The sequence below is a fragment of the Burkholderia diffusa genome, assembly GCF_902499115.1.
Classification (GTDB): Bacteria; Pseudomonadota; Gammaproteobacteria; order Burkholderiales; family Burkholderiaceae; genus Burkholderia; species Burkholderia diffusa.
This window is the reverse complement of record NZ_CABVPN010000031.1, coordinates 34905-50741: the sequence shown is the minus strand read 5'-3', so window position 1 is coordinate 50741 and position 15837 is coordinate 34905. Positions and strand designations below refer to the sequence as shown.

13 protein-coding genes and 2 pseudogenes are annotated in these 15837 nt (G+C 60.3%); 9 read left to right on the top strand and 6 right to left on the bottom strand.

Going from position 1 to position 15837, the window contains the following annotated elements; genetic code table 11:
- Positions 1–216 precede the first annotated feature (216 nt).
- A pseudogene (locus BTE28158_RS27080) lies at positions 217–1081 on the bottom strand (class I SAM-dependent methyltransferase).
- A gap of 96 nt (positions 1082–1177) precedes the next feature.
- A complete protein-coding gene (locus BTE28158_RS27075) occupies positions 1178–2071 on the bottom strand; it encodes an NAD(P)/FAD-dependent oxidoreductase (protein ID WP_151047677.1) in 894 nt (297 codons plus the stop codon).
- A gap of 280 nt (positions 2072–2351) precedes the next feature.
- Here BTE28158_RS27075 and BTE28158_RS27070 point away from each other — a divergent pair, with 280 nt between their 5' ends.
- Positions 2352–2984, top strand: a complete 633-nt coding sequence (locus BTE28158_RS27070; RefSeq protein WP_124905783.1) for a TetR/AcrR family transcriptional regulator — start codon at positions 2352–2354, stop codon at positions 2982–2984.
- Positions 2975–3081: pseudogene (locus BTE28158_RS27065) on the top strand (IS5/IS1182 family transposase); the annotation flags it as partial. The gene BTE28158_RS27070 and the pseudogene BTE28158_RS27065, both read left to right, overlap by 10 nt.
- Positions 3082–3396: 315 nt before the next feature.
- Here BTE28158_RS27065 and BTE28158_RS27060 read toward each other — a convergent pair.
- Positions 3397–3999, bottom strand: coding sequence for a TetR/AcrR family transcriptional regulator (locus BTE28158_RS27060; RefSeq protein WP_124905785.1), 603 nt, complete (start codon positions 3997–3999; stop codon positions 3397–3399).
- A gap of 175 nt (positions 4000–4174) precedes the next feature.
- Here BTE28158_RS27060 and BTE28158_RS27055 point away from each other — a divergent pair, with 175 nt between their 5' ends.
- Together BTE28158_RS27055 and BTE28158_RS27050 are read left to right on the top strand one after the other, a co-directional pair.
- Positions 4175–4888 carry a hypothetical protein gene (locus tag BTE28158_RS27055; RefSeq protein ID WP_244108029.1) on the top strand — a complete coding sequence of 238 codons (714 nt, stop codon included), beginning with the start codon at positions 4175–4177 and terminating at the stop codon, positions 4886–4888.
- Positions 4889–5263: 375 nt separating this feature from the next.
- Positions 5264–6346, top strand: a complete 1083-nt coding sequence (locus BTE28158_RS27050) for a porin (RefSeq protein ID WP_124905853.1) — start codon at positions 5264–5266, stop codon at positions 6344–6346.
- Between the two features lie 203 nt (positions 6347–6549).
- Here the strand turns inward: BTE28158_RS27050 and fahA are convergent, their stop codons facing one another.
- Together fahA and BTE28158_RS27040 are read right to left on the bottom strand one after the other, a co-directional pair.
- Positions 6550–7872 (bottom strand): fumarylacetoacetase, encoded by a 1323-nt coding sequence (gene fahA, locus BTE28158_RS27045; RefSeq protein ID WP_151047679.1) that lies wholly within the window; start codon positions 7870–7872, stop codon positions 6550–6552.
- Between the two features lie 13 nt (positions 7873–7885).
- Positions 7886–8713, bottom strand: coding sequence for a cyclase family protein (locus tag BTE28158_RS27040; RefSeq protein ID WP_124905789.1), 828 nt, complete (start codon positions 8711–8713; stop codon positions 7886–7888).
- A 167-nt stretch (positions 8714–8880) separates the two neighbouring features.
- On the opposite strand from BTE28158_RS27040, the gene BTE28158_RS27035 reads away from it, so the two are divergent.
- Positions 8881–9582, top strand: coding sequence for a TetR/AcrR family transcriptional regulator (locus BTE28158_RS27035; RefSeq protein ID WP_059679966.1), 702 nt, complete (start codon positions 8881–8883; stop codon positions 9580–9582).
- Positions 9583–9919: 337 nt separating this feature from the next.
- Positions 9920–10807, top strand: coding sequence for a LysR family transcriptional regulator (locus BTE28158_RS27030; RefSeq protein ID WP_239007392.1), 888 nt, complete (start codon positions 9920–9922; stop codon positions 10805–10807).
- Between the two features lie 393 nt (positions 10808–11200).
- Here the strand turns inward: BTE28158_RS27030 and BTE28158_RS27025 are convergent, their stop codons facing one another.
- The gene (locus BTE28158_RS27025) at positions 11201–11548 is read right to left on the bottom strand and encodes a carboxymuconolactone decarboxylase family protein (protein ID WP_124905793.1); all 348 of its coding nucleotides are present in this window, start codon (positions 11546–11548) and stop codon (positions 11201–11203) included.
- 739 nt (positions 11549–12287) lie between these two features.
- On the opposite strand from BTE28158_RS27025, the gene BTE28158_RS27020 reads away from it, so the two are divergent.
- The 3 genes from BTE28158_RS27020 to BTE28158_RS27010 all read left to right on the top strand — a co-directional run bounded on the left by BTE28158_RS27020 (position 12288) and on the right by BTE28158_RS27010 (position 15751).
- Positions 12288–13517 carry a CaiB/BaiF CoA transferase family protein gene (locus BTE28158_RS27020; protein WP_124905795.1) on the top strand — a complete coding sequence of 410 codons (1230 nt, stop codon included), beginning with the start codon at positions 12288–12290 and terminating at the stop codon, positions 13515–13517.
- A gap of 219 nt (positions 13518–13736) precedes the next feature.
- Positions 13737–14204 carry a tripartite tricarboxylate transporter TctB family protein gene (locus BTE28158_RS27015; protein WP_124905797.1) on the top strand — a complete coding sequence of 156 codons (468 nt, stop codon included), beginning with the start codon at positions 13737–13739 and terminating at the stop codon, positions 14202–14204.
- Positions 14201–15751 carry a tripartite tricarboxylate transporter permease gene (locus tag BTE28158_RS27010; protein WP_124905799.1) on the top strand — a complete coding sequence of 517 codons (1551 nt, stop codon included), beginning with the start codon at positions 14201–14203 and terminating at the stop codon, positions 15749–15751. Before BTE28158_RS27015 ends, BTE28158_RS27010 begins: the two co-directional genes overlap by 4 nt.
- The last annotated feature ends 86 nt before the right edge of the window (positions 15752–15837 follow it).

Sequence of the window (15837 nt, the reverse complement as noted above, 5' to 3'; positions counted from 1 at the left end):
TTCAAATCGGACGCTCTTTGTCACCGATGGTGGAAAGGCAGCGTTTGGGGGACTCCCAGGCCGACTGTATCCGACGGCTCTCGGCCATCAAGAGCCACTGCTCTTTTCGCCCTCAATGGCCAATCAGCGCCGCGTTCCGGCCGTTCGGCGCTCAAGGTAGACCCTCCCCGAGACACGAGGAGTTGCCGGTTCTGACACATTGGTCGACGTAACCTGTCAGCTTGCCGGATTGCGTGCCATGACGATCCACGCCGCGCCTTTGATCATCACCGACCGGTCGCCGGGGAGGCCCGCGAAGGCGGCACGAACCGCGGCCGAGGCGCGGGCGCGGATGTCGTCGGGCTGCTCAGCGAGCGCACGCGACAGCGGACCGACCTCAAGCGTCATCTTCACTGCGTCGTCGATCGCAGCGTCCCGCGTTTCGCCCTCGGCGAATGGGACGGCCGCGTCGAAGGGCGAGATAGCGATATCGGTAAAGCCGGCCGTCGTCAGGATGCGCGCTACGCGCTCCCGGTCGCCGAACGAAAACGGGCCGGGCGCTTCGGGATCGGGCAGCGCACTCGGCGGGAGGATGCCCTTGAGCGCGCCCACCGGCAGGCGCATCCAATCGTTCTCATCCGTACCGCGCCAGCAGACGAAGGCGACCCGGCCGCCCGGCCGGAGCGCGCGTCGCATATGGGTGAACGCCGCTGTCGGATCGTCGAAGAACATCACGCCGAAACGCGAGAACAGGATATCGAACGCGCCCTCGGGCAGCTCTGCGCTGCTGGCGTCGGCCACCTGAAACAGGGTCGGCGTATCGTGTCGCGCAAGCGCGCGCGCTCGGTCGATCAGCGGTTCGGATATGTCCACGCCCAGCACTTGGCCCCCCGCGCCGACGCGGACTGCCAGAGCCAGAGTCGACGCGCCCGCGCCGCAGCCGATGTCTAGCACGCGCTCGCCCGTCGCGGGGCGCGGCGGCTTCTATCGCGGCCTGGCCGAACACCGCCACCAGAGCGTCGAGCCGGGCCTGGTTGGCGACCCAGCGCTCCCCGCTTTGACCATTCCAGTCACCCACCTGATCCGCACGTTGCTTTGCCATGTCATCTCCTTGACTCGACGATCCACCCTTCACCGCGTCGATCTACGCCAACCTTTTCGAAGGCGGCGACGCAACAAGAGAAGGGAATCTGTGCTCTCAAACCACCATCGACTGCTGGGCGAAGATGCCCGCCATCGCGCCCTGCGAGGATGCCTGGGTAACCGATGGCAAGAAGGGCGTGGCGAGGTCGCCAGCGGCGTAGATGCCGGGCATGCTGGTTTGGCGGCGCTCGTCAACCTTGAGAACGATGCCGGTGGGCGTATCCACCGTGGCGAGGCCCAGTGATTCATGCAGGCTTGCCGACGGCTTGTTGCGCGGATTGGCGAACAGGACGTCGACCGCCACGTTGCGACCGGTATCGAGATTGACGGTGGTGACATGGCCTTTCTGATGGGCGACCTCGATGATCCGGCCATCGACGAGAGGTATGTTGCGGCGCGCCAGATCGGTCTGGATATCGGGCGCAATGTCATGCCCATCGGCGAAGACAGTCAACTTGTCAGTCCAATCGCGGAACAACTTGGCAGACTGGTACGACTGCGGGCTGGACCAGACGAGGCCCCAATGCTGGCCGGCGACTTCAAAGCCGTCGCAATAGGGGCAGGGCACGATGGACGTGCCCCAGCTTTCGGCAAAGCCCGGAACTTCAGGCATCTGGTCGGCGACGCCATAGCTCAGGATCAAGCGGCGCGCCCTCAGGCTTTCGTGATCGTCAGTGACGACGCAGAAATCGTCGATGGCACCAGACACGCTCTCGGCCCGGGCATTGACGAGACTGATCGTCGGATAGCGCGCCAGTTGCTGCCGCGCCTCGACCAGGATGTCCAGCGGCGGCTTGTGATCGTGGCCAAGCAGGCCATGCGAGTGGCCTGCAAAGCGGTTGCGCGGCCGGCCGGTATCGAGAACAGTGACCTTGCGGCGAGCACGGCCAAGCTGCAGGGCGGCGGCGAGGCCGGCAAAGCTGCCACCGATGATGATGACGTCATTCATGGTGATGGGCTCCGTGTTGTGGAGGGAGGGTGGGCCGAGCGTGGGGTGTAATATCGTCCGGCGATACGCGCTTGAGACGGTCAGCGAGCAGGGCTTCGGCATTGGCGAAAAAGTTGCCCATGCTGTATTGGCCGGCTCGACAATGCCGCTCGATATCGCCGGGCTGCCCGGGGAAACTGGATCTGGACAACCGGGTGAAACCTGCCCTTGGCTTGCACATTGAGATACTGGATGGTATCCTAATGCACGTATTTTAATACTGTCAAGTACTGGAATTGTCGTGACCGAAAATAGCCAGGGCCGGCGCGGTCGGCCCGCCAACGAGGCGCTTCGCCAAACGATCGTCGACGCGGCGTGCGAACTCTTCGTGGAATTGGGTTTTCAAGCGACGACCATGGACAAGGTCGCGCAGCGGGCGAAGATATCCAAGCTGAGCATCTATCGGCACTTCGAGAACAAGGAGGCGCTGTTCAGCGCGGCCATGGTGGCACGCTGCGATCAATTTGCACCGCAGGCCCTTTCTGAAGGTGTTGACGGTTCGGCCGAAGATCAGCTGGTGGCGGTCGGGGCCTCCCTGCTTCGCACGCTGTTGAGCCCGGACGTCCGCAGTGTCGAAGCCATGGTTTTGGCCGACAAGACGAATCAAAAGGCGTTAAGCAAGCTCCATTACGAAGCCGGGCCCGCCCGTGTCATCGCCCACATCGAGGCCGTGTTGCGTCAGTTGCACGCGAAAGGGATGCTGAACGTACCCGATGCTCTCCAGTCCGCCCGCTTGTTTGCCGCGCTTTTCAAAGGATCCGATCTCCTGCTTATTGCACGCTTCAATGAGGCGAGAGCAGAGGACGACAACGAAATCGAATCCTATTGCCGGTCGGCCGTCGCCATGTTCATCGCCGCGCACGGTGGCATCTGAAGGTGCGCTATCGCGGCCGATGAAGAACACGCAGCAATTGCATACGCTGTTCGCCCCGAGCAACCTCTGGATGATGCGTGGACGACTGACGGGCTAGGCTCATTGCCTGAACGCAAAAGCCGCCCGCGCGGGCAGGCAGAGGCCGCTTTACACACGATAGCGGTCGCTACTGCGGCCTGAGTGGAACGACAGAGAAGGGTCGTTCAGAGTCGTTCGCGTCGTCCCAGAACCGCCCTTTGCGGTCGTGTACCGATCGTGACGTCCGAATGAACGCGCCAGCCAGATAAGCCGACTTATTTCGAGATGGAACCTTATGACCATGTCACGATCGGCTGCTCCAATCGCACTGGACGGAGTTTCTTCGAGCGCTTGACCGGCCCCGATGGTCTGATCTCTTAGATTTGCCGGATGCTCAGGCGTCTCGTTCGCGAAGCATCCAACGCGTCAGTTCTCGAATCTGATCGGTCGTGACGCGCTCGTGCAGGATCAGTGTGCGTAGATAAACGGCGCCGATCAGGCAATGAAGCAGGGGCATTGGATCCACCCCCTGCGGCCACTCGCCCATTTTTGCGGCGCGATCGAAAATCTGCTGAACCGCCGAAAAGCGGTTCGTCCACAACCTGCGCAGTTCGCTCGTTACGGCCGCATCGTTGTACATGGCCAGCACAAACTGGATGGCAGACCTGCCCACGGCCGTTCGCAAGTACTGCGCGGTGGCAGACAGCAGCGCGACGAGATCCGCGTGAAGTGAACCCCGATCAGGTATCGCGATGTGCTCGGCAAAAAGCTCGAAGACGGCCTCCATCATCAGCCCTTCCTTGCTCTTCCAGCGGCGATAGATCGAACTCTCATGCACGCCCGCGAGCGCTGCGATGGCACCGATGTTGAGCCCCTCGAAACCGGCTGCCTGCAATTGGGCAATTGTTGCGGAGATCACGGCTTCACGGACACGTGCGCTGCGGCCGCCAAGGCGGCGACGTGGCGACGGCGATTCTTGTTCGGCTGACTTTGGCATGAGCAGATTTTACACATCGTTTCATCGACTGCCTGCCTCGTCACGGCAGTCCGGCCGCGACTACGACCACTCGACGGTCGACAGGCATGCGGTAAACACTAACGCAAGTTTACTTGCGTTAGTGGTGCGAGTCGGGAAACATGGCAACTCGTTCACCCGCGCTACGGAGGTTCAAGTGAAAGCAGTGACGTTTTTCAAGTCAGGTACAGAGGTGGCTTGCGAGGACATCCTCAGAATGGAAGTTAAAAGGGCGCGCTACATGATGGCCTTGCTCATGGAGAAACTGGGGGCGGACGGCATGGTCAGCCTGTTCGCGAAGGAGATCGCGGAGCACGAATCGAACGAGAAGGATTGGTCGCTGCGTGCGAGTGGTTGCTTCAGTTCGTCGGTTGCCGAAGCGCACGTCGCGGTGGGCACCAGCGCAGAATTCGTGAGTTGGTTCTGGGCGGGGTATGGCGGGCCGAACAGCCCGGCAATGCTCCGGGCCCACCCTGAGCATCTCGGTGCGCTACCACTCTCGGACGGGCGTGTCGGCATTCTGGAAGTACCCGGCCATACAAAGTCGCCGGCCCTCCTGAAGCTCCGCCATCTGGATGACTGGAATGGAATCCCGATCGAACTGGCGCCCGATATGCCGCATCGGATGATGGGGCGCGTCGAGACGCCCGATGGCAAGACCGTTGGTTACTTGCTGCACCAATTCAGGGACACGCTTCCGGGGTTCGATGCACGGTTGGAGATCTTCTGGCCATCGACCGCGCCCGAAGAACTCATTCATGGCCACTCGGACCACCTGATGGTCGAGTGGTGCAACTGGTTCGAGCTCTATGCCCTTTCGCGGACGCAAGCAAACGACTTGATGCCGTTGGCGCTTTCCGTGAATACATAACCGGCCCGTCGGTTCGCGTACTTCGCGCAGGCAAGTGCGGCGCGGGCCGCTTGTGCGGAGCGTCAAGCAGCGGAAACACGCTACTGCTTTGCCACGTCATCGAAGCCGTGGACCGATTGCGGCCGATGTGCGCTCAAATTTTCGATTCGAGCCCGTGGCAATGTCGCGAGGGACATCAATCCCGGACCGGCGGAGGTTCAAGAAAAACCAACGCCCCGGCGTGCACGCCTGGCAAGACTCCGAGGACAGAAGCCAAAACGGCCATCGGTCCGGTTTCATTTGATCGCCATACGTCGAGCGCCGCATAGAGGCAGACTCTTAATCAATTATTTTGTAGTCCTGGATAACTGGAGGAGACATTAAAACGTGAGCGAGATGCAAAAAATCCGCCCGATGCTGCTGATCCCTATCTCGATCGCAGTACTGGGCTTACCGCCAAAAGTGCATGCGCAAAGTAACGTCACACTGTATGGTGTCGTGGACTCCGGCGTGATGTACACGAGCCGCACCTTCGACGCTGGAGCGGGGGCGAGCGGCCCGCATCAGGTATCAGCAACGGATGGCGGGATCTCGGGTTCTCACTTCGGTATCACCGGTGCCGAGGATTTGGGAGCAGGTACAAAGGCGATCTTTACACTGGAAAGCGGCTTTACTACGAACAACGGGGCGCTGGGCAACTCGAACGGGAATCTCTTCGGGCGGCAAGCCTTCGTTGGTCTCTCCGGACACTTCGGTACCGTCAAGGCCGGCCTGCAATACTCGCCGTTCGGACTTGCGATCGTCGATACGGACGCGCGGCATGCGTCGTTCTTCGGGAGTCAGGCCGGCATTTACATGGGCAACTTTTTTGCGACCGGAATTTTCGTCGCCAATGCCGTGTCCTATACGAGCCCGACAATCGCCGGCATACAGGCGAGTGCATTGCTTGCACTGGGTGGCGATCCAAAGGGATTTCAGGCGGGGCGCCAATTTGCGGCTCGCGTGAGATACGAATGGAAAGATCTGGTCGTGAACGCGGCCCTGTTCAGTGGAAATCCCGGCGGGTCAGCCAGCATTTCTACGCCATTCCCGTCAACGATCGAATTCAGCGGTCGAACGATCGGCGCGAGCTATAGGTGGGGAGGCGCAACCTTCAAGGGATCGTACACAAGCTACAAGATCGCCGGTTCCTTCAATGAGAAAGTGTACGCTGCGGGCGGCGAATATCTGATCACGCCGACACTGTCCACCGACGTAGGCGTTTGGTACATGCGGGACAGCAACGACTCAGCGAATCATTCTTTGCTGGCGTCTGCCGGGCTGGACTACTTTCTGTCGAAACGAACGACCTTGTACGGCTCCGCGGCATGCGTGAACAACCACGGGTTGATGCACACCGGGTTCACCGTGAATGGTGCGCTGTATGAGCCAACCGGTAGCAGTGTGGGCATCGTCGTTGGCGTTCGTCACCTCTTCTAGCGCACCCGAGAAACATATGCCGTGAAATCGCCGCCAGCGTTATTTGCTGGCGGCGATTTCACGGATGCTTCCTGGCATTGGGGGGCGGTGTTCAAGCACGATGCGCGGACACCGCGAGTCCACGGGATCGGTGCTTCAAAGCGCGAGGACCACGAACGTGACCCTCGCATTGAATCAGTGGCCGGTTGCGAAATGACGTGCGGTCAATGAGCGCTTTCCGCGGCCGGCACCTGCAAAACGGTTCCGTGGTTGGTGCCGAAACCGATTCGTGCAAAACCATCGCGTTCGCACCAGCCCCGGAAAATGACGGTATCGCCGTCGTCGAGGAACGTTCGGCTTTCACCATTGCCGATATCCACGGGTTGCGCGCCGCCTGCCGTGAGTTCGATCAACGCACCGGCTTCGCCCGATGACGGGCCGGAGATGGTGCCGCTTCCCAGCAGGTCACCCGGCTGGAGGTTGCAGCCCCCCATTGTGTGGTGCGCGATCATCTGCCCCAGCGTCCAGTACTGGTGCCGGAAACTGGTGCGCGTCAACGTACGCGGTTGCAGCCCTTGCGTGAGCTGACGCGCGCTGAGGATCGACACCTCGAGCTGGATGTCGAACGCCCCGGCCGTGCTGTTGTCGCCTGAAGACAGGTAATCGAGTGGCTGCGGGCGTTCGGCGACGCGTGACCACGTGGTGCGGTAAGGCAACAATGCTTCGAGGGTTACCAGCCAGGGCGATATCGTCGTCGCGAAATTTTTCGCGAGGAATGGCCCGAGCGGCTGCATTTCCCACGACTGGATGTCGCGCGCGGACCAATCGTTCAGCAGGCAGAGCCCGAAAATGTGCCGTTGAGCCTCACGCAGCGGGATTGAAGTACCGCGTGGATTGCCGACCCCGATCACTGCGCCCAGTTCCAGCTCGTAATCGAGCCGGCGACATGCATCGTGAACGGGAGAGGCGGACGGATTCGGGCGATATTGTCCCATTGGGCGGTAGACCTGCTGACCGCTGACGCCAATCGACGACACGCGGCCATGATAAGCGATGGGTAACCAGTCGAAATTCGGGCTGATCGCCATGCCGAGCGGGCGGCTGCAGTTCACCGCATGATCGAGAGAGGTGTAGAAATCGGTGTAGTCGCCGATGCGCACGGGTACGGCGTACTCGGCTTCCGCTTGTGATACCAGCGTCTTCCGTACGCCCGACTCATGCGGACTACCGGCCCGAAGGAGTTCGAAGAGTGAGTGGCGCAGTGCCTGCCAGGCAGCCGGCCCCATATCGAGCAGTGCATTCAGCGTGGTTGCTGTTGCCGCTCGCGCGGCCTCGACTGCCAGACCGTCCATGCAGCCCACCTGCTGTAGCGCAGCGAGGTCAACGATCTGGTCGCCGATCGCGATCCCGCCGCGCCAAGTCTCGCCGCCGCCTCGGCGGCGAAACACGCCGATTGGCAAATTCTGCAACGGAAAGTCGGTCCCCGCCACGTTGGCCGCTTCGAGCCAGCTGCGTTGAGTGACGTCGTGTGTGTGATTCAGTTCCATTGAGGCTCCTCGCCTATACGGTTCGATGCAGGTCGCAAGCTGTTGCATTGAGGGCGTCGTCGAAGATCGCGACTGCGCGAGTCCAGCCAGCGGAGGCACCCCGGATTTTGTGCGGGAAGCACGAGATGAAGAAGCCGTGAGGTGGCAGCACCTCGAGATTGTGGAGTTTTTCCAGATGGCAATAGCCGATCTTGCGGCCGGCCTTGTGTCCTTCCCAGATCAGCGATGCATCACGCGTTTCGGAATATTTTTTTGCGGTATGTACGAATGGTGCGTCCCAACTCCACGCGTCGGTGCCAGTCAGGCGAACCCCTCGCTCGAGCAGGTACATGGTTGCGTCGAAGCCCATGCCGCAACCCGAGGAAACATAGTCGGGTTGTCCATAGCGCTTGCCTGCACGCGTGTTGATGACGACGATATCAAGCGGCTTGAGATCGTGGCCGATGCGCGCAAGCTCGAATTCGACGTCAGTAGCGGTCACGACGTAGCCATCGTCGAAGCCGGTGAAATCAAGCTTCACGCCGGGTTGGAAGCACCAGTCGAGCGGGACTTCGTCGATGGTTGTCGAACGCTCCCGCTCGCCCTTCGAATCGTTCATCGTGCTGTGGAAGTGGTACGGCGCATCCAGATGAGTACCGTTGTGTGTGCTCAACTGAATGTGTTCGATGGCCCAGCCTTCGTTGTCAGGCAGGTCGGTTTCCTGTAGGCCGGGAAAGAAGGCCGTAACGGCTTTGGCCGTATTCCGGTGCGTCAGATACTGAATCTTGGGGCCGTAACCCGGTGGATCGGAAATGACGTCGTTTTCCAGATAGATCGAAAGATCGACGAAGCGTCGTGTCATGTGCGGTTGCTCCTGGTTTGGGGGACTTGCCACCTACGCCGCATAGCACCGTTCATGTTATGCAGACTGTACGATCGTACAGTCAGTATTGTGTTGGTGTAAACTGGCGGCGCGTAATGAACGGAATGGCATTCGCGGTAATCGAGTCACAGGACAGCGGAGACACCATGCAATCGAAGGAAGTCACGGGACGGGCGACCGGCGTCCGGCGCGGGAAGGGAGCGCAACAGGCGGTCGAGACGAGCAAGCGCGAGCGGGTGCTCGACGTGGCAGAGCGGCTGTTCGCCGAAGGCGGTTTCGATGGCGTTTCGATGCGGGATATTGCGTCGGCGGCAGAGGTTGGGCTGCCGCTGATCGTGTATCACTTCGAGACGAAGATGGGCCTGTACCGCGCCCTGTTCGAGCGCCGCAAGACGGTGCTCGACACCCGGTTGGCTTTGCTTCGTGAACCAGTCGCCGAAGGTGAAGACCCGCTTGAGCATATCGTGCGAGCCTTCGTGCTCCCGGTGATGCAAATCCAGAATACCGAGTCCGGACTTGCGTATGCCAAACTCGTTGCGCGCGAAGCTTCCGATCCACGCGAGGCCGAGCGCGGCATCGTTGCTCAATATTTCGATCCGTTTGCGGCGGAATTCATCAAGGAAATCAGGAGAACGCTGCCAGGCCATAGCGCCAACTATGCGCACTGGGCCTACTTGTTCGCGGTGGGCGCGTTGGTGATGAGCGCGTTCGACAGTCGCATCGAGCGTATCTCGGGCGGCAAGATCAAGGCCGGCGCCCTGAAGCGCAAGGCCGAGCATCTGGTGACTTTCATTTCCGCCGGGATTCGCGCTGGCGCAACCTCTGACGCGCGTGCACCAGCCGCTTAGGCGGCACCTCGTCGTCGAACGCCACTTGCATTCCAGATGGTGTCTCGGTCCTCAACGCTTCGATGACACGGCTGGAGTCATTTAGGATCCGACTGTTGGCGTTCGACGTTTCCGTGAACCGTGACAGCAGTACCGCTAACGCGCGATTTATCGGCAGCGCCACCAGAACTCGCCGCGTAAACTACGAGACTAGGCGAGCCTAGGCTACGCTGCGGCAAGCGACAGTAGGGCGAGATCGATGGGGTTCTTGCGTGATGCAGTTCATTGAGCGAAATGCTCGCGAAATCAGAGAGATCTTTAACCGGGAATTCTTGACATGCAAATAAATCGATCTGATATGGCTGATCTGATCTATTTCCTGGCTATTGCTCGACAAAGGAGCTTTAGTCGTGCGGCGATAGAGCTCGGAGTAAGCGCCTCGACACTGAGCCATGCATTGAAGGGGCTCGAAGCTAGACTGGGCGTCCGTCTACTAAACCGTACGACGAAGAGCGTCACGCTAACCGCTGCGGGAGATGCGTTGGCAGCGTCGATCGGTATGCCATTCGAGGCGATCGACACGGCTCTGGAGACCCTGAATCGCTTCCGAGATGCGCCTACAGGCCGCATTCGGGTCAATGCGGCCGTCGAGGCTTCGACGTTGCTGTTAGCACCGGTCCTGCCGACATTTGTCGAGCGCTATCCTGACGTGGAACTGGATATCGTCGCGAGCAATCGTTTGGTCGACGTGACGGAGGGGGGCTTTGACGCGGGTATTCGCTACGGCGGAACGGTGCCGGAGGACATGATCGCGCAGCGCCTTTCGGCCAATATACGTTGGGTCGTTGCAGGGGCGCCCGATTATCTTGGCCGCTTCGGTATCCCCAATCACCCCAATGATCTGCTAGAGCATCGTTGCATTAGCAATCGCCTTGGTGACGATCGAATTTACCGATGGGAATTCAAACGCGGCGATGAGAGGCTCGAAGTGGCGGTACCGTCGTCGTTGACGGTCGATCATGCTGAAACCGGACTCGTCGCAGTACTCGGCGGAGCGGGGCTGATGTACTTTCCCGAACCGTTCGTCGCGACGTATGTCAGGGAGGGGCGGCTGCGTCTCGTGCTGAACGACTGGGCGCCTTCAGAACCGGGTTTCTACATTTACTATTCGAGCAGACGTCAGATGCCGACAGGCCTGCGCTTATTGATCGATCTTGTCCGCGAACTTCAACCGCTTGGATTGTAAGCGGTGCCGGTGACGAACACATGACTCTTGGCTCCGAGTCGCTGACGCTTGTCCATACCGGCGCGACGGGGCCCATGCCGATATCGAAAACAAGTATCGCGATCTGGTGGGGAGTACGATCGGCGCTGAGATTGCCGAGTCGTTGTCGGACCTGATCATGAATCTCGAAGAGGCAGAAAGCATTCGGCAGATAGGGAGCCTGTTCACGCGCACGCGATCTGGCGGCACCGCAACGACCATTTCACACCATCCGTGCGTGCTACGTCGCCGGAAGTCTATTCGGCATGGCCGGCCGCTTCATAGCGGGCGCGCTCACGGAAGCCGCCGCGGCTGTTCTGCGGCCGACCCCGATGGCATATGAGCAGCTCGTACCGAGAAGGGATCGCGCGTTCGTCAGGTCTGGGCGGGTTGGGGAGTATCAGTTTCGGCGCAGGCCTCATCCAGCCAGATCAGGGCCTGGGCCGCTTCGAACGCAACCAGCGACACCCCCATTCCGCACAGCAGCAAACCTTCGAGCTGCGCCTTGGTCACGCCGCGCGACAACGCGCGCAATGCATGAACCTTGAAAGGGATCTCGCGGCCCAATACCGCCAATTGCATCGCGAGCATGATTTCGCAGGTTGTTTCGTCGACATCCACGGGCGGAAACAGTTGGCCACGCATCTTTCTGTAGTGCGACATGGCGTCGGGATTGGCTTCAACAAGGCGTTGAGACGACGGTTTGCGATCGAATGTGTTCATGGCGGGTTTTAGTTGAATGTCACATATCTCTACACTCGACGGCTTCGCGAATCCGCGACCGGCACGCCAAGCGCTGGAGGGGCGTTCGGCGATGCAGATTCCATGCCACGCATGTTTGTGGTGATGTGGTCCGCTTCGGCTGCGTGCAAAGCTATGCACGGTCGAAACCGTTTCGCAGCGAGCGCGCGTCTGAACCATGTGCACGGCAAGATCGCACGACCGGATCGGTGCCACATTTCGCTGCAGACGGATACCCTTGAGCCGGCAGTTGGCGGATTCGCAATGCAAAAGAAGCGTTTCCGCGCCCCTTTCACTGATCGTTAATCCGCGAAGCCAACGATGCCCGCCGCCGCATGAATTGGCGTGTATTTCCCGCTATTCGCCATCGCACCCATGCCGACGGCGAAACTCCATTTCTCCGACGCATTTTAGGTGTTGCGAACCATCTGCACGGTAGAACGCGTTTCATTCGATCATAAAGATCGCGTAATGCCGTTGTCGACGTCGCGACTCAACGAGATTTTCAGGGAGCATCGGCGGCGTGTCTGCCTCGACGACATGTTTATACGCTTCGTCGACATGCTGACCATGCCGACGACACACATGCGAGTCGGGGGGGGCGCTTGCTAGCCGCACGGGGCGGTTATCTTGCAAACGGGTTTGGGAAGACGATCAGCGGCCGTATGGCACGGGACTTGCCGTGCGAATGCTGCTGCTACCAATTTTCCTGACGAAAAACATGAACGCATTCGACCCATTGCCCACTCTCTGCGAGAAAACCCCTTTGAAACTACTCGACGGGGTGCGCGTGCTGGACCTCACTTCGTCCGTTGCGGGACCGTACGCCACGCTGCTGCTCGCGGATTTCGGTGCGACGGTCGTCAAGATTGAGCCGCCTGGCCAAGGTGACGACGTGCGCGCTTGGGGCCCCCCGTTTCTTGATGGCGAGTCGCTTTGGTATCTCAGCGTGAACCGCAACAAGCACAGCCTAACGCTCGATTACAGCAAACCCCAGGGACTCGAGTTGCTCAAACGGATGGTTGCAAGCGCCGATGTCGTGGTTGTCAACAGGACTTCGCCAATTCAACGCAAGCTGGGTATCGACTACGCGAGTCTCCGACAGGTCAACCCGCGGCTTATCCATGCTTCGGTATCGGGTTTCGGTCTTGATGGCGAACGCAGCGACATGCCGTGCTACGACCTGATCGCCGAAGGTTATAGCGGCGTGATGGATCTGACCGGCGAGGCGGAAAGCGGTCCGCAAAAAATCGGTACGCCGGCCGCCGACCTGCTTGCCGGCAGCGATGCGGCGCTCGCGGTGCTCGCAGCGCTCGTCGATCGCAATCGTACCGGACACGGACATTGTATTGATGTCTCGATGATCGAGAGCATGACTCGTTTCATGACGCCGCGAATTGTTCCCTATCTCGGTTCCGGCGAGGCGCCTCGCCGTTTGGGGGGGCGAGACAGCGTCATCGCCGTCTACCAGGTTTTTCAGGCTGCCGACGCGCCGCTCACGATCGGTCTGGGCAATGATGGCATCTGGAAGCGATTCTGGCGCGCGGTAGGCGAGCCGGAATTCGGACAGGCTGCCTGCTACGCGAGCAACAGCGACCGCCGTCGTTTGCGTGACGAGATCGTCGAGAAGATTCAGTCCATCATCGGCACGAAGCGTCGCGATCACTGGCTCGGCATCTTCCGCGAAGCCCGTATCCCGGCCGGTCCGATCAATCGGATCGACGAAGTGGCAGCCGATCCCGAACTGCGGCGCCGCGGATTCTTTTATGTGGTCCCACGCGGTGAAGCGCAGATTCCGCAGGTCGGACTGGGCATCCATGTCGACGGAAACGCACATACGTTTCGCAAGCCGCCACCTCGCCTTGGCGAGGATAGCCAGGACGTGCTGCGTGCGTGGCTCGACATCGAAAGCGACACCGTTCGACAGCTGAAGGAGGATGGCATCGTGTGATCCCTACCGGCAGTCCGTGTCATTGGCAAGGTGGCGCGTGATTTGCGTGACTGCGACCGAGCCTCGGAACCATTCATATAAGTCCGATGGAGGAGACATGACATCGACATCTTCATTTCACCGTTCATGCGTCGTGGATGCAGCCCGCGCGTGCGAACGGCAGCCGGCTCGATACGGAGAAGTTCACCGAATCCGTCACGAGGCACACAGGGAGGCGGCATGGCGCACGCACGCGGCTTGAACAAGGACGTTTGGGGTGGCTTGCTGATGACGGGTATCGGGCTATGGGTCGCCGTCCATTCCGTTTCCTATAGCGTCGGGACATTGACCCGCATGGGGCCCGGTTATTTTCCGCTGGTGCTCGGCGTGGTTCTTGCGCTGACCGGCATTGCGATCGGTATCAAGGGGGTGAAGGCCGGTCCCGATGAGCGGCGCAGCGGGCACAGGCCAGAGTGGAAAGCATGGATGCTCATTTGCGCAGGCCTCGTCGCGTTCGTTGTATTCGCGGCATATTTGGGGCTGATTGCCGCGACTTTCGCGACCGTCTTCATATCGGCACTCGGTGACCGGAACAATTCGTGGCGTTCCGCGACCGTGCTTGCACTTGCGATGGTCGTCGTCGGCGTCGTCGTATTCGGATGGGCGCTGAAGGTCCAACTTCCGCTATTCACGTGGGGTGGCGCATGATTTGGCAAACGCTTCATGATCTCTGGTACGGCTTCTCGGTCGCGATGCTGCCGCAGAATCTGATGTGGTCGTTCTTCGGTGTGCTGGTCGGAAATCTGATCGGCGTGCTCCCCGGCATGGGGGCGCTGTCGACGATCGCAATGCTGTTGCCGTTGACCTACACGATGCATGCCGTGCCGGCATTGCTGATGCTGGCCGGGATCTTTTACGGATCCCAGTACGGTGGCGCAATAGGCGCGATTCTGCTGAATCTGCCATCTCACCCTCCGCACGCTGTGACCTGCATCGACGGCTATCCGCTGACGCAGCAGGGAAAGGGCGGCACGGCGCTCGGCATAACGATGATCTCGTCATTTTTCGCCGCATCGATCGGCATCGTCGTGATGATCGTCGCGTCTCCGCTGCTGGTGAAAGTCGCATTCGAATTCGGACCGGCCGAGATCTTCTCGATCATGCTGCTCGGATTGATCGCCGGATCGACGATGGCTCGCGGCTCTGCGCTCAAGGGAATCGCGATGACGACGCTCGGCCTCTTGTTCGGCATCGTCGGAACGGACGTCAACACCGGGGTCGAACGATTCACGTTCGGTTTGGTCGATCTGTCCAACCATCTCGAACTCGTTGCACTGGCAATGGGGCTGTTCGGTGTGGCCGATTTTCTCCGTAACGTTAACCGCGTGCACTTCGTCGGCACGAACGCGAAGGTACGTCTGCGCGACATGCGGCCGTCGCGCGCGGAACTGAAACGTTCGTTCATGCCGATGGTGCGCGGCACGCTCGTGGGCACGCTGTTCGGCGCGATTCCCGGCACCGGCCCGACGATCACGACGTTCATCGCATACGCGCTCGAACGCAAGATATCGAAAACGCCGGAGCGGTTCGGACATGGCGCGATCGAGGGTGTGGCGAGCCCCGAGGCGTCGACGCATTCGAAGACCCAAGTCGATTTCATCCCGACGATGAGCCTCGGTATCCCGGGAGATGCGGTGATGGCACTGCTGCTTGGCGCGTTGTTGATCCAGGGATATCAGCCGGGACCGCAGTTGATCACGGAGCATGCCGATCTGTTCTGGGGGTTGATCGCGAGTTTCTGGATCGGCAACGTTCTGTTGCTGATCCTGAATGTACCGATGATTGGCATCTGGGTAAAGGTGCTTCAGGTGCCGTACCGGTACATGTACCCGGCGGCGCTGTTCTTTATCGCCGTGGGGGTCTACAGCACGAACAACAGTCTGTTCGAGGTGGGCGAGGTATTGGTATTCGGCCTGATAGGCGCGGTGCTGCTGGCGCTCGAGTTCCCCGTCTCGACCATTCTGCTCGGGTACGTGCTGGGCCCGATGGTAGAAGAGAATTTTAGGCGATCGCTACTGCTGTCCCGGGGCGACGCGCTTGTGTTCTTCGAACGTCCGATCAGCGCTGCATTCATGGGCACCTGCGTCGTGTTGCTGATGGCGCAATTGTTCTTCGCATGGCGTGCGACCAGAAACCAGGGACAGGCCAGACCGTCGGACGATTTGCGCTCGATCGAGGGCGCAGGGGCTGAATAGTCCGGACGGTCGTACCGCCGCGCCGCGTGGCTGGTGTCGGCGGTCTCGCATGAATGGCATACCGGTCAACCTGCAGTTGTCGCGGT